The sequence below is a fragment of the Falsihalocynthiibacter arcticus genome (assembly GCF_000812665.2).
GTDB classification, from domain to species: Bacteria; Pseudomonadota; Alphaproteobacteria; order Rhodobacterales; family Rhodobacteraceae; genus Falsihalocynthiibacter; species Falsihalocynthiibacter arcticus.
Genome location: NZ_CP014327.1, coordinates 1,169,572 through 1,183,382, shown reverse-complemented (window position 1 = coordinate 1,183,382; position 13,811 = coordinate 1,169,572). Strand labels below are relative to the sequence as shown.

16 protein-coding genes are annotated in these 13,811 nt (G+C 51.6%); 7 read left to right on the top strand and 9 right to left on the bottom strand.

Annotation, left to right across the window (positions count from 1 at the left end; genetic code table 11):
• Window positions 1-21: 21 nt before the first annotated feature.
• The gene (gene rho / locus RC74_RS05860; protein ID WP_039002873.1) at window positions 22-1,293 is read right to left on the bottom strand and encodes a transcription termination factor Rho; all 1,272 of its coding nucleotides are present in this window, start codon (window positions 1,291-1,293) and stop codon (window positions 22-24) included.
• 125 nt (window positions 1,294-1,418) lie between these two features.
• Entirely contained in the window at window positions 1,419-1,871 is a 453-nt protein-coding gene (gene hemJ, locus RC74_RS05855; RefSeq protein WP_039002874.1) for a protoporphyrinogen oxidase HemJ, read from the bottom strand.
• Between the two features lie 404 nt (window positions 1,872-2,275).
• On the opposite strand from hemJ, the gene RC74_RS05850 reads away from it, so the two are divergent.
• From RC74_RS05850 to dnaQ, 4 genes are read left to right on the top strand one after another with little or no spacing between them, the layout of a single operon-like run.
• On the top strand, window positions 2,276-2,875 hold the full coding sequence (locus tag RC74_RS05850) for a Maf family protein (RefSeq protein ID WP_039002876.1): 600 nt from the start codon (window positions 2,276-2,278) through the stop codon (window positions 2,873-2,875).
• Window positions 2,872-3,708, top strand: coding sequence for a shikimate dehydrogenase (locus RC74_RS05845; RefSeq protein WP_039002877.1), 837 nt, complete (start codon window positions 2,872-2,874; stop codon window positions 3,706-3,708). The genes RC74_RS05850 and RC74_RS05845 overlap by 4 nt, the downstream gene beginning before the upstream one ends.
• A gap of 38 nt (window positions 3,709-3,746) precedes the next feature.
• Window positions 3,747-4,304: a dephospho-CoA kinase gene (coaE, locus tag RC74_RS05840; RefSeq protein ID WP_052274908.1), complete on the top strand. Its 558-nt coding sequence runs from the start codon at window positions 3,747-3,749 to the stop codon at window positions 4,302-4,304.
• The gene (gene dnaQ, locus RC74_RS05835; RefSeq protein ID WP_039002880.1) at window positions 4,297-4,986 is read left to right on the top strand and encodes a DNA polymerase III subunit epsilon; all 690 of its coding nucleotides are present in this window, start codon (window positions 4,297-4,299) and stop codon (window positions 4,984-4,986) included. Before coaE ends, dnaQ begins: the two co-directional genes overlap by 8 nt.
• A 1-nt stretch (window position 4,987) precedes the next feature.
• On the opposite strand, the gene secB is transcribed toward dnaQ, so the two are convergent.
• Entirely contained in the window at window positions 4,988-5,503 is a 516-nt protein-coding gene (gene secB, locus RC74_RS05830) for a protein-export chaperone SecB (RefSeq protein WP_039002881.1), read from the bottom strand.
• A 60-nt stretch (window positions 5,504-5,563) separates the two neighbouring features.
• Window positions 5,564-6,049 (bottom strand): FxsA family protein, encoded by a 486-nt coding sequence (locus RC74_RS05825; protein ID WP_039002882.1) that lies wholly within the window; start codon window positions 6,047-6,049, stop codon window positions 5,564-5,566.
• A 108-nt stretch (window positions 6,050-6,157) separates the two neighbouring features.
• Here RC74_RS05825 and RC74_RS05820 point away from each other — a divergent pair, with 108 nt between their 5' ends.
• From RC74_RS05820 to RC74_RS05810, 3 genes are read left to right on the top strand one after another with little or no spacing between them, the layout of a single operon-like run.
• Complete coding sequence (locus RC74_RS05820) at window positions 6,158-6,814, top strand: Tim44/TimA family putative adaptor protein (protein WP_039002883.1); 657 nt, start codon at window positions 6,158-6,160, stop codon at window positions 6,812-6,814.
• A 3-nt stretch (window positions 6,815-6,817) separates the two neighbouring features.
• Complete coding sequence (mltA, locus tag RC74_RS05815; protein ID WP_039002885.1) at window positions 6,818-7,843, top strand: murein transglycosylase A; 1,026 nt, start codon at window positions 6,818-6,820, stop codon at window positions 7,841-7,843.
• On the top strand, window positions 7,840-8,436 hold the full coding sequence (locus tag RC74_RS05810; RefSeq protein WP_039002886.1) for a Smr/MutS family protein: 597 nt from the start codon (window positions 7,840-7,842) through the stop codon (window positions 8,434-8,436). Before mltA ends, RC74_RS05810 begins: the two co-directional genes overlap by 4 nt.
• Here RC74_RS05810 and RC74_RS05805 read toward each other — a convergent pair.
• Genes RC74_RS05805 through hslV form a run of 5 tightly spaced genes read right to left on the bottom strand, consistent with a single transcriptional unit; the run spans window position 8,419 to window position 13,761 of the window.
• Window positions 8,419-9,642: an MFS transporter gene (locus tag RC74_RS05805; RefSeq protein WP_039002887.1), complete on the bottom strand. Its 1,224-nt coding sequence runs from the start codon at window positions 9,640-9,642 to the stop codon at window positions 8,419-8,421. The two genes, RC74_RS05810 and RC74_RS05805, sit on opposite strands and share 18 nt — an antisense overlap.
• A 60-nt stretch (window positions 9,643-9,702) precedes the next feature.
• Window positions 9,703-10,800 carry an alpha/beta hydrolase gene (locus RC74_RS05800; protein ID WP_052274903.1) on the bottom strand — a complete coding sequence of 366 codons (1,098 nt, stop codon included), beginning with the start codon at window positions 10,798-10,800 and terminating at the stop codon, window positions 9,703-9,705.
• Between the two features lie 19 nt (window positions 10,801-10,819).
• A complete protein-coding gene (gene hslU, locus RC74_RS05795) occupies window positions 10,820-12,127 on the bottom strand; it encodes an ATP-dependent protease ATPase subunit HslU (protein ID WP_039002888.1) in 1,308 nt (435 codons plus the stop codon).
• Window positions 12,124-13,200 carry a hypothetical protein gene (locus RC74_RS05790; protein ID WP_039002889.1) on the bottom strand — a complete coding sequence of 359 codons (1,077 nt, stop codon included), beginning with the start codon at window positions 13,198-13,200 and terminating at the stop codon, window positions 12,124-12,126. Before RC74_RS05790 ends, hslU begins: the two co-directional genes overlap by 4 nt.
• A complete protein-coding gene (gene hslV, locus RC74_RS05785; RefSeq protein WP_039002891.1) occupies window positions 13,201-13,761 on the bottom strand; it encodes an ATP-dependent protease subunit HslV in 561 nt (186 codons plus the stop codon). It abuts the gene before it with no gap.
• Between the last annotated feature and the right edge of the window lie 50 nt (window positions 13,762-13,811).

Here is a 13,811-nt window from a genome sequence, read left to right as displayed (position 1 = left end):
AGTGATGAAAACCAAAAAGGCTCAGGTATTCATCGAATCAAAGAAATCGGAGTTTGTTTTGGTCTGTTTCAACTTGGAAATCAGGAATTCAATGGCATCGGTTGTGCCCATTGGATTCAGAATACGACGCAGAACAAAGGTTTTCTGGAGATCGATTTTATTCACCAGAAGTTCCTCTTTGCGAGTACCGGACTTCAGAATATCCATTGCTGGGAAGACGCGTTTATCGGCCACTTTGCGATCGAGAACGATCTCGCTGTTACCCGTGCCTTTGAATTCTTCAAAGATGACTTCGTCCATACGCGAACCCGTGTCGATCAAAGCAGTCGCGATAATGGTCAGGCTTCCACCCTCCTCGATGTTACGTGCGGCCCCAAAGAAGCGCTTAGGGCGCTGCAAGGCGTTCGCGTCGACACCACCGGTCAGAACTTTACCAGAGGACGGCACAACCGTGTTAAAGGCGCGACCAAGGCGGGTGATGGAATCCAGCAGGATCACAACATCGCGTTTATGCTCTACAAGGCGTTTGGCTTTTTCGATAACCATTTCGGAAACGGCGACGTGGCGGGTTGCAGGCTCATCAAAAGTTGAGGAAACAACCTCGCCTTTCACGCTACGCTGCATATCAGTCACCTCTTCTGGGCGCTCATCGATCAGCAAAACGATCAAATAACACTCAGGATGGTTTTTCTCGATGCTAGACGCAATATTCTGCAACAAAACCGTTTTACCGGTCCGTGGCGGCGCAACAATCAACGAACGTTGACCTTTACCAATCGGCGCAACCAAATCAATGATCCGCGCAGAGCGGTCTTTTGTGGTTGGATCGTCGGTTTCCATGATCAACCGCTCATCAGGATAGAGCGGCGTCAGGTTATCAAAGTTGATTTTGTGACGATTGCGTTCAGGCTCTTGGAAATTGATTGACGTCACTTTTGTCATCGCAAAATAACGCTCTGTGTCGCCGGGAGCCTTCACAACACCATTTACCGTGTCGCCGGTGCGCATGGAAAACGAGCGGATCATCTCGGGTGAAAGGTAAATATCATCAGGGCCGGGCAAATAGTTTGCCTCTGGGCTGCGCAAAAATCCGAATCCGTCCTGCAAAACCTCAAGAACGCCGTCGCCCGACACTTCCCAATCATCATCCGCACGTTCGCGCAGAATGTGGAACATAATCTCGCCCTTGCGCATAGTAGAGGCGTTTTCGATCTCAAGCTCTTCCGCCATAGACAACAGGTCTTTGGGCTTAAGCGCCTTAAGTTCAGAAAGATTAAGGGTGTTCTCAGTCATGGGGGGTACGTCCTTGTCCGGCCAAAGATTTGGCACGCGGGCATTTAGGTTATGGATACAGAAAGCAAACGACCGGACGGCCGCCTAGGCGCTAAATAGGACGCATCTTTGCTTAAGTCAATATTTTAGAATGGGCGCGCAATAATTGATACGACGATAATAACCATTAGAACCGTCGGAACTTCATTCAGCATCCGAAAATACCGACCGGACTTTACGTTTTCGCCAGCTTCAAAGGCGCGGCGATACTTTGACAGCATCCCATGTACGCCACTCAAGCCCAAGACACTCGCAAACTTCGCATAGGGCCATACAGCGCTCCAATCAACAACACCTGGGGTAAGCGCGAGTAATATTCCAAACACCCACGTGGCGATCATTGCTGGGTTTATGATGACCTTGAGAAGGCGTCGCTCCATAAGTTGAAAAAGCGCATCTGTTTCACTGCCCTTCTTAACGCTTTCGACATGATAAACATATAATCGTGGTAAATAGAACATTCCAGCCATCCAAGCGATAACCGAAATTACATGCAGGGATTTCACCCAAGGGTAAATCGACTGGAGAATATCAAACATGGGCACCTCGAGGTTTCATATCCTCCCTATAATAATAATAAAGTATTTATAGAAGGATGATGATTAAGTAGGGGTCGCTCTTTCTGTGGATTATTGATTTCTCCCCAGTTTCATACAAGTTTACATTCATTGATAGTTTAAGCGTTAATGCCTGTGGGTAAGTCTCATTGCGCCATATAATTAGTAGCATTTGAGAAGTTAAAATGTGGATAGCTTGAGTATAGAATGTAGACATCTCTTGCATTTTTCAGTTGTACACCGCGACAAGTTATCCTCATCCACCGTGCATAAATGCTTTGTGAACCTTGACAAACTCAGTGAGATTGCCTGTTTTCGAGAAGAGTCCCAGTTATCAACAATTCAACCCCTGATTAAACGGGGGATTCGCCCACAGGATCGTCCACATGCCCTCTCCACTCATTTTGGCCTCAGGCTCTCAAATCCGTGCTGAGATGCTCACGAACGCCTGTGTTGAATTTACCGCGCAAAAGCCGCGTGTGGACGAAGAGGCGATAAAAGCCGCTCTTGTTGCCGAAAAAGCAGCACCAAGGGATATTGCCGATGCTCTCGCCGAGTATAAGGCCCGCAAGGTCAGTCAGAAAAATCCAGATGCGCTGACGCTTGGATGCGATCAAGTTCTCGACTTCAAGGGAGCCATATTCAACAAGCCCACGACCAAGGACGAAGCTGTGGCACAATTGCGAGCCATGTCAGGTCAGAAACATCAACTTCTCTCGGCGGCTGTCATCTATCTCGACGGGAAACCCTTGTGGCGGCATGTGGGCATTGTCCGCCTGCAAATGCGCACTTTATCCGACACCTATATAGAGTCCTATGTAGAGCGGAACTGGGAAGAAATTCGCCACTGTGTCGGCGGATATCAGCTTGAAAAAGAAGGCGTGCGCCTGTTTACCCGTATTGAGGGCGACTACTTCACCGTTCTCGGCCTGCCCCTACTCGAAGTCCTGTCCTTTCTAACCCTACGCGGAGACCTTCCTTCATGAGCGAGACCAGAATTCCCCTCGCCGGCGTCATTGGCGCCCCTATTGCTCACAGCCGCTCCCCTGCCCTTCACGGCTATTGGCTGAAAAAATATGGGATCGCAGGGCAGTACATCCCGATGCACATTGAACGGGCAGACCTTGGGGAAGCGATCCAAACCTTGCCCAAGCTTGGGTTCGTTGGGATTAATGTGACGATCCCCCATAAAGAAGCCGTTCTGGAATTCGCCGACCTTGTTACCGATCGCGCGTCGCTCATCGGGGCGGCCAACACACTCATCTTTCGCAAAGATGGCAAAGTGCATGCCGATAACACCGACGGGTACGGCTTTATCGAAAACCTGAAACAGGGCGCACCCACGTGGCAACCAAAACTCGGCCCCGCAGCCGTTATCGGGGCTGGTGGTGCGGCGCGCGCGGTGATTGCCAGCTTGCTTGAGGTTGGCGTTCCGGAAATTCTCCTCGCCAATCGCACCAAAAACCGATCAGAAGCGTTGCGAAGTGAGTTTGGGCAAAAGGTGACCGTGGTTGATTGGGTTCAGGCGGGCAACATGCTCGAAGATGCCGCTACCGTCGTAAACACGACGTCGTTAGGGATGACGGGTGGGTCTGAGTTTCGAATTCCTCTCGACGGGTTGCGCAAAGGTACGGTCGTAACCGACCTTGTTTATACCCCGCTGCGCACCAAATTCCTTGATGATGCCGATTTAATGGGATGCCACACGGTAGATGGCTTGGGAATGCTCCTGCATCAAGCCGCCCCTGCGTTTGAGCGGTGGTTTGGCGTGCGCCCCGAAGTTGACGATGAATTGCGCCGCGCAGTTCTAGAAGCGTGAAAAATCCTTTCATACTTGGTCTAACCGGCTCAATAGGCATGGGTAAATCGACAACCGCCCAAATGTTTGCTGACTTGGGGTGTGCCGTTTGGGATGCAGATGCGGCAGTTGCGCGCTTGTATCAAAAGGGCGGATTGGCCGCTGTACCCTTGTCCGAAATCCATTCTAAGGCGGTTGTAAACGGTGCCGTAAGCCGGGACCTCTTGAAGGAGTGGATTGCCACAGACCCTAAGGCCCTGTCCCGCATCGAAGCGATTGTGCATCCGCTTGTGGCTTCAGATAGGCAAGCCTTCATTGAAAAAAATACCGCCGACATCATCGTTCTGGATATCCCTCTCTTGTTTGAGAACGGTACACAAATGCAGATGGACGCGGTTGCTGTGGTCTCAGTCCCGTCAGAAATTCAGCGCAAACGGGTTTTGGCTCGTGGTACGATGAGCGAAGATACATTCAACATAATCCTCTCCAAACAAATGCCCGATGCGCAAAAACGTGCGCGTGCAGATATCGTCATCCCAACCCTGAACATCGACGAGACAAGACAAATCGTTGCTGATATTGTAGAGCGGATAAAAAAAGGGACGTTCCATGCGTGAACTCGTGCTCGACACAGAAACCACAGGATTTAAGCCCGAAGAGGGCGACCGCCTTGTTGAAATTGGCATTGTCGAACTGATGAACCAATTGCCCACAGGCCGAACATATCACCAGTATATTAACCCAAAACGCGACATGCCGCAGGGCGCGTTTGAAATTCATGGCCTTTCGATTGAATTCCTCTCAGATAAGCCAGTTTTTGCTGATATCGCGCAGGATTTCGTGGATTTCGTCGGCAATGATCGCATGGTCATTCACAACGCGGCCTTTGATATGAAGTTCTTGAACGCCGAATTGGGCTGGGTTAACCGCCCTCTCTTACCGATGTCACAAGCGCTGGATACTCTGGCGATTGCGCGCAAACGGTTTCCCGGATCGCCCGCTTCCCTAGATGCACTTTGCCGTCGATTTGGCATCGATAATTCGTCGCGTACCCTTCACGGCGCACTTCTTGACTCTGAAATCCTCGCGGAAGTGTATTTGGAGCTTATTGGCGGTCGTCAGCCAGATTTCGCCCTAAAAACCAGCGAGCAATCGCAGAATGACGGGTCGAATGGAGATTCTTGGCGTCCTAAGCGGCGTGAAACAGCTTTGCCAAGCCGCCTTACCGAGGAAGAAGCCGCCGCCCATGTTGAATTTATCAACAAAATAGGCGACGGCGCGCTTTGGAAAAAGCTCTGATTTAGGAAACTGGAGCGGGGCTCGCCGCTGCTTCAGCTTGTGCGCGACGAGTAAGCTCGGCACGGTAAAGAGCAAGAAAATCAATCGTTTCAAGGTTCAGCGGTGGGAAGCCACCATCCCGTGTAACGTCGCCAACAATGCGGCGCACATAGGGGAACAACATCCGTGGGCATTCAATCAACAAGAACGGGTGCAGTTGATCTTCAGGCACATTGTCGATGTGGAAAATTCCGCCGTAATCAAGCTCCATAAGGAACATTGGCTCGCCAGATTCTTTAACATTGCTGGTGATTTTCAGCTTCATGGAAACTTCGAATTGCTTATCCACAGTCCGTTTTTTCGCATCTAGGTTCACTTGAACCTGCACATCAGGCTGCGAAGCGCTGGTAATACCTTTCTGCGCCACGATGTTTTCAAACGAAAGATCGCGGATGAATTGGGCTAAAACTTGCATCGCGGGTGCAGTCGGTGCCGCCGCCGCTGGCGCTTCTGGTGCACCGGTTGTTTCTTCGGTCATTCCTTAGTTCTCCTAAAAATCGTAAATTCTAATTTCATGTATCAGGTTGGTGGGCGACGCTCAATCCTTGGTCCCGTTTGAAGGCGGGTCAATATGGGGCGCATCTGGTTCAACGCGCGCATAATCGCCGTCAATAACTCCCTCTTCGTCGGACTTGTAGCGCGGATTGTTTGAGAAGCCTGACGTGCTAAAGCTCTGAACGTTCATCCGGGACCCGACGAATTTGATCACTAAAGCCCGAAACGGCGGCAACAGGAGCAAAATCCCGATACTGTCCGTGAAAAATCCAGGCGTCACGAGGAGCGCCCCGGCCAGCAAGATCATCGCGCCGTTTGCAATCGGAACCGTGGGGTCGCGCATCTCCTGAAAGGACGCCTGAAGCGACGAAAGCGCCATCGCACCCTGCACCCGCATCAAATACGATCCTACAACAGCGGTCAGAATTACGATGCCAACTGTTGGCCATGTCCCGATAATTCCGCCAACTTCGAGAAAAAGTGTGATTTCAATTATCGGAATTGCGATAAAAGCGATTAAAAGCCACATAAGACCCCCTAAGACTTTGCTTGCACCAGTTGTTTCTAGTGCTTCGGTACCTTACATATGTTCTCACAAGGAAAGTTTCCAACTATTTCCATTTTGGACGAGGTTTCGATGAACGGTGGCGGACTGCAACTTCTGGTATTGGCTGGAATCGCGATATTTTTAATTCTCAAGCTGAAAGATGTGCTTGGGACACGCGACGGGTTTGAACCCCCTCGCGAGGACACCCTTGCGCCGAAAGCTGTCAAAGGGCCAACTTTTTCGGTGATTGAAGGTGGGCCAGATCGCGACATCGTCGATCACACGGACGACGCCGACACAATCGCCGCGATCACTCAAATGAAAAAGATTGAACCAAATCTTTCGATTACAGAGTTTCTAGGCGGCGCACGCGGTGCGTATGAAATGATTCTAATGGGTTTTGAGCATGGGGATTTGGACGATATTGCACCTTATCTTTCTGAAGACGTTCATCAGAGTTTTGTCGATGTTATCGCGGATCGCGAAGATCGTGGTTTGACCATCGAAGCGCAGTTCATCGGTGTGCGTGAATTGGCGCTTGTTGGCGCTGAATTTGATCCGAAAAGCAAAGTTGGTGAAGTCACGATTAAATTCACTGGCGAACTGACCTCCATTGTACGCGATAATTCGGGTGAAATTGTTGAGGGCGATGCGACCACAGTGAAACGTCAGAAAGATGTCTGGACGTTTGCTCGGACCTTAGGTGCCGCTGATCCCAACTGGCAGCTTGTACAAACGGGCGGATAACGCGTGATATCGCGACTAAAAATAGGACTTGGGGTGCTTTTGGCACCCTTTGTTGTTTCTGAGGCTTCAGCCGAGGCGACCGCGCGCGTTCTGTCGTTTGATTCGCTTTCCGGCTGGCATACGGACAATCACCAAGCTGCCCTTGAAGCGTATCAAGGGACCTGTTCGCGGATGGAGGATCAGGAATGGGCCAGCCTTTGCGCGTTTGCCCAATCCAATCCGGATGCAAAAGCTTTCTTTGAGTTGTTCTTTCGGCCCGTAATAATTGAAAACGGGACTCCAACCCTGTTTACGGGGTATTTTGAGCCCGAATTAAACGGCGCGCGGTTTCCAGACAGTATTTATCGCTATCCGTTGTACCGAAAACCGCAAGAGCCCTACATAAATTACACACGCCAACAGATAGATGAAACTGGCGCGCTGCGCGGCCTTGAGATTGCGTGGGTCGACAATCCGGTCGATGTTTATTACTTGCAAATTCAAGGGTCTGGCCGTGTGAACCTGACCGACGGAAGCAGTATCCGCTTGGGCTATGGCGGCGAAAACGGGCACCCTAATCGCTCCATCGCTCAGACAATGATTGATCAGGGGATTATACCCCGTAGCCAAGCTTCGGCTGCGCGGATTCGCGATTGGTTTGGCCGAAACCCAGGTTTTGGGCAGCAGATTCTTTGGTCGAACCCCTCGTATGTCTTTTTTCGCAAACTGTCCCTACCGTCGCACAAGGGGCCGCACGGCGCGATGAGCCGTCCGCTTACATCTATGCGATCTTTGGCTGTTGATCCTTTGTACACTACTCTAGGTGCACCAGTTTGGATTGAAAAATCAGGCAGTCCAAGCCTTCAGCGGCTAATGGTCGCTCAAGATAAAGGTGGAGCGATTAAAGGTGCTCAACGCGCAGATATTTTCTTTGGCACGGGGGACGTTGCGGGGAAAATTGCAGGGCAAACCAAAGATGGCGGCAGGATGGTTGTTCTGATGCCTATTCAACTGGCATTTGCCATGGCTCCGGAGGGAGCCCAAGAATGAAAAAACCTCGCGGCTTAAGGCCGGATGAAGAAGAACTGTGGCAAACGGTTGCCATTCAAACCAATCCGCTTCACCCCATCCGCCAACCACAATCGTTGAGCGACAAAACCGTGCAACCCACGCGAAAGCCGCTGAAAATAAACAAATCAGGGCTGCGGGCATTCCATATCGGAGAAACGGCAATTCCGCATGTTAAGGGGCATGACCTGCTCCCAAGCCTCGCGGACCGTATTTCGCAAGCGCCCGTTCAAATGGATCACAAAACCTTTGGAAAAATGAAAAAAGGCAGGCTCTCGCCCGAAGGAAAACTGGATTTACACGGGATGACCATGGCCAACGCCCACCCCGCCCTAAATCGGTTTATTCTGGATGCATATGCCGATGGAAGACGTCTGGTTTTGGTTGTGACGGGCAAGGGCAAGTACCGTGACGAGCCCGGCCCAATTCCGGTTCCCTATGGGGTTCTAAAGCATCAAGTACCACAGTGGTTGATGATGCCGCCCCTTCGCTCTGCCGTGCTCCAAGTCAGCGAAGCCCATCTCAAACATGGCGGCGGTGGTGCTTATTATGTGTACCTACGCCGCCACAGATAACAAAGGTGTGGCACGGAACATTCCGATCCATACCCCTACAATTGCGACGACAAAATAGATCGCAATTCCAATCATTTGTTGTGAAAAATCAATCCCTTGATCAATCAATACCCCCGACAATCCGGGCCCAATCGCCGATGCAGCAACCATAACGGCCGCCGCCATTGCTTTGATTGATCCAAGGTTGCGCGTGCCATAAAACTCGGCCCAAAACGCGGGCAAAAGCACGGACGCCGCCCCTTGGGATAGCCCTAAAAAGGACATAGCGAACGCCATTTCAAACAAGGTGCCGCTTTGCGCACCGAGGATAAATCCGACGATCATCGGGACGAGGTACACGGCCAAGATGCGGGGCGTTGAAAACCGGTCAATCGCCCAACCCGCGGCGATCATCGAAAGGGAGCTTACGACCGTGAAAATGGGGAAAAGTGCCACAAAACTAATATGAGAAAACCCTTTAACTTCGCTAATGTGCACCTGCTGGAAAAAGAAGGTGGTTATGAAGCAGGGCGGCCCAGCAATCGCCAAGATCATCAGCCAAAAAAGCCAGTGTTTCAACGTTTGGTTGCGCGTCCAATCCATACCATTCATCCCCTTGGAATGTTCCATTTTGGCGAGGGATTGTGGAGTTCGTTCGTTACTGAGGAGGGCAAGGACAATTGGAAGAATGATAAAGGTCAAGCCTGCAGCCAAAACCCACAATCCGCGCCACGACATCCACGTCATAAGGAGCACGAAAACAATCGGGAGCGCAGCCTCGCCCGTTTTGAAGCCAAGCGAAGCAATCGCCAAGGCCCGCCCACGCGTTGCGACGAACCAGCGCGCCATTGAAACCATTGCAGCGTGCGCCAACATGCCCTGACCTGTGAAACGAAGAGCAAAGATCACGAAGATGAGGGCTGTCGCATTTGGAACCGTGGCCATCGCGAGGCATGCGAGCGCCAGCAGTGCAAATATACCCGCGCATAAAGTACGGATACGCCAACGGTCTACCAAACCACCCGCCCAAACCATCAGGATGGCAGAAGCAGACGTTCCAATAAGATAGATCCCACCCCAAGCCCCATGAGAAAGATCAAATTCAGCGCGTATTGAACCCGCGAAAATTGCGATGAAATAAGTTTGCCCGAAACTTGAGACAAATGCGATCAAAAATCCGGCGGAAAGCCAACGGGCGTTGGCCAGTAAAAAAGAGGGGTAAGTCATACCATAACTTTGCTGTAAGGGAGCCTACCTTGTGGCGCAAAGATCGCGGAGCGAAAAGCCCTAATTGTTAGCGCTCTCGGGTGACAGCACGATGCGGGTTAGGTTGTTGATTGAAATCGCAACGCTTGGGAATGGGCCGGGAAGCGTTTTCCCACTTACCGAAAGAACGGCCTCACGCCCTTGAATGAGTTGAATAAACTCAAGCGCTTCCGGATTTTCGAAGGCTGCCAAGTGGTTGCTCTTTTGAATTCCATCCAGAGCCGAGATATCCCAAACAACCGTTTCCAAATGCGCGATTGGCGTTACATCCTGAATATTTCCGAGGCGAGCGGTCTCGCCAGACACGCGCGCCGAGAGTTGCAGGGCGCGGTCACGGGAGGACGTGAAAATCACAAAGAAATCGGGAAGTTTCCCAATGCGCGACGCCTGACTTACGAATAAATCGACATCGAGGTCAGGGGCAATTAAGGCGACCCCCTTGATCATACGCGTGACTGCGCCTTCGTCCTCAATGGCGATGCTGCGCAAGGTTTCCATCGTGAGGGCGGCCCCGAGCGAGTGCGCTACAATAACGATTTCAGATGCGCCCGCGTCTTTTACAGTTTCGAGAAATTCCTGAAAGCTGTCGCGCGCAGTCAAAACGGCATCGCGATCATGGGCGTATCCAAAAGCGCTTCCGGTGCTAGGCCATGCGAAATGCGTAACAACAGCATTCACCGAAAAATCGTTGGAAATTTGAGCGGCCCGGTAAAGTCCGTCGCCAAATGTGTTGTAAAAACCATGTACATAGACATACACGCGCTTTTTTACGGGCGATTTTTCTATAATCTGCTTACGCAGGGATGCCTTGAACGCAGTGTCGTCCGCGTAGGTATATTTCGCAGTAACCGCAAAATTCTTTTCGGGATTAGGTGTTTTACCCAATGGCCATTCAATTTTTCCCGGCTCATGCAGGGGTGGAATGGATACATCATAGCGTACGTAATTGGTGGCGTCCGCGAGTGAACTGTTGAAAGTTCCATCGTTGGTAGGATTGCGCGTGGTGCCCACGTAGATCGGCACCACGGCCCCCACATCGGCGCGATCAGTGTAGCTCAGGTCGTTTTGAATTGCACAACCAGACAAAACGACCAACCATAAGGCAAAAAGAACGCGCATATTTTTAACCCTATTAGTCCTAGAGGACGTATCGACTTATATCGGTCGATTTTGCCAACGCACCAAGATGTTGTTCAACGAATTCGGCGTCGACCACGATATGTTCGTCAGCTCGGTCGGGTGCCGTAAACGAAAGCTCCTCAAAAACCCGCTCCAAAACAGTGTAAAGTCGGCGGGCCCCGATGTTTTCGATGGTCCGGTTCACTTCCGCCGCGATTTTTGCAAGCGCAGCGATACCCTCTGGGGCAAAGGTCACGTTCACTTTTTCGGTCGCCATGAGAGCCGTGTATTGCAGGGTTAGTGCGTTTTCGGTTTCAGTCAGAATACGTACAAAATCTTCTTCGGTTAGGGCGCGTAACTCAACCCGAATAGGGAGGCGGCCTTGAAGTTCTGGCAGAAGATCGCTGGGTTTTGCCACATGAAATGCACCGGATGCGATAAATAAAATATGGTCCGTTCTAACAGGGCCATGTTTTGTGGAAACGACGGTGCCTTCGATTAGCGGCAAGAGATCGCGTTGCACGCCTTCGCGCGAAACATCAGCGCCCCGCGCGTCAGAGCGTGCGCAGACTTTGTCAATTTCATCCAAAAACACGATACCGTTTTCTTCGACGCTTTCGAGCGCGCGTTTAACCACGATTTCATCATCCAGCAGCTTGTCGGCCTCTTCACCAAGAAGCACTTCAAAGCTTTGGGCCACAGTCAATTTTTTGCGGGTGGTGCGTCCGCCCATGGCTTTCCCGAACAAATCGCCAAGGTTCATCATTGTCGCGCCACCGCCCGGTTGTCCAGGAATGTCGAGACCTTGCATCGGGTTCGAAGTGTCCGCGACTTCGAGTTCAATAATGGTGTCGTCCAACTCGCCGGAGCGAAGTTTCTTGCGAAACATCTCACGGGTTTGCTCACGGGCATCGGTGCCGGCAATGGCCTCGATCACGCGCTCTTCTGCGGCTTCGCGGGCCTTTGCGCGGACGTCTTCGCGCATGAAATCACGGGTTTGAGTAATAGCGCTATCCATGAGGTCGCGGATTATTTGCTCCACGTCGCGGCCAACGTATCCAACTTCAGTGAATTTGGTGGCCTCAATTTTAATGAACGGAGCCTTCGCCAGTTTTGCCAGGCGGCGGGAAATTTCGGTCTTTCCGACGCCAGTTGGCCCAATCATCAGGATGTTTTTAGGGTAAACTTCATCGCGCAGATCGTCCGACAACTGATTGCGGCGCCAGCGGCTGCGAAGCGCCACGGCAACGGCGCGTTTGGCGTCACTCTGGCCGATGATAAAACGGTCAAGTTCGGATACAATTTCGCGGGGCGTAAGGTCGGTCATACGGACTCCGAGTAGGGGGGAAAGCGGTTTTTAAGGGGAAAATCGGGAAGCTTTTGCATGAGTGTTGCGCGGATTTGCACCCACCATGTGCCGAGAATTGTAATGCCGCCACCAAGCAACAGCAGAGTAGCAACGATAGAGATATCGCCGTCCGAGGAATTTTGAATGGCCATGGAAATAAGGATCGCAATGTACCCAATTCCAGCGGTCAAAAAAGAGCGTCGGTCGATGATCAAAGCCAATAATGTTACCAGCACGAGAGCGAGAGCCGTGAGCAATGCGCCCAAGCTCCCACCTAGATTAAAGAGTGATAGCGCGATCACATTCACAAGGGCAGGGGCGGCCAATATGTGGAGCCAAAAGGCGGATGAGGCGTAGCGGCTGATGCGGTAGGGGTCTTTGAGGTCAAACCAAATACCACCCGCAAACGCAAGCAGACCAAAGATAAGCGAGCCATAGGCCATGGCTGATCCCGCGCCCAAATCAAACAGCGACGTGGGTAAATCAAAGATGAAGCGCCGGTCGTCAGACACTATTCCTGCAATAGAAAGGACGCTGATAATTCCAAAAACACCAAGGACGAACATCGAAAACGGCAGTTTAAAGTAGGAAAAATACCACGCCATGCCCACCATGCCGACAAGGCCAATCGTTAATCCTTGGCTCGCATTTGGTGTGGTTGCTCCCGAAATTCCAAGGAAAGTCACCGTCGAGATGGCCAGAAACAAGCCAAATCCAGCAGATAACGCGATACTCGGCAGGCTCATGCGCCGTTTTTTCGTGAAGTAGATCGCGAAAAGTGCCGTGAGGACGACGCCCACTATCGGCACGAAAACCCCACCGCCAATTAGCCATGTGATCGCCAGCAGGCCCGAGAACAATAGACCCAAGCCGACGGTTACAAAAATCTCAGAAAAGCCACGGAAAAACTCAAACGGCTCGTCTTCTCCGGAGAGGAAATTGCGTACGCCCTGACGCGATTGGGCCATGGTGATCAATTTCGACGCTTGCACTTCGTTGAGGACACCAGCGGCTACTGCGGCGCGCACATCATCTAGGGTCAACTCGACCATTTATACAGCTTCGATGGTTTCAACGGTCAACTTACCGTTGGTATAAACACAAATATCGGCGGCGATAGACATCGCCTTGCGCGCAATCGCTTCGGCGTCCAGATCAGAATCCATCAAGGCTCGCGCAGCCGCGAGCGCAAAGTTTCCACCTGATCCAATGGCGGCTACGTTATGTTCTGGCTCCAAAACATCGCCCGCGCCCGTGATAACCAAAATATCGGTACCATCCGTCACGATTAGCATCGCTTCGAGTTTCTGTAGGTACTTGTCGGTGCGCCAATCCTTGGCCAATTCCACACTGGCACGCGCCAATTGTCCGGGGGTTGCTTCGAGTTTGGCCTCAAGCCGTTCAAGAAGCGTAAACGCGTCCGCCGTAGAGCCAGCAAATCCAGCCACAACGTCATGGCCGCCGGGCGACAAACGCCGCACTTTGCGCGCAGTCCCTTTGATAACTGTGGGCCCAAGACTGACTTGTCCATCCCCCGCAATCACAACTTTACCGTCTTTTTTCACACCGATGATTGTGGTGCCGTGCCACCCTGGAAATTGATCGTCTGACATAAAACCCCTCGTCGTTTCTAGGTATATGGCCGTCTAGGGGCTATCCCACA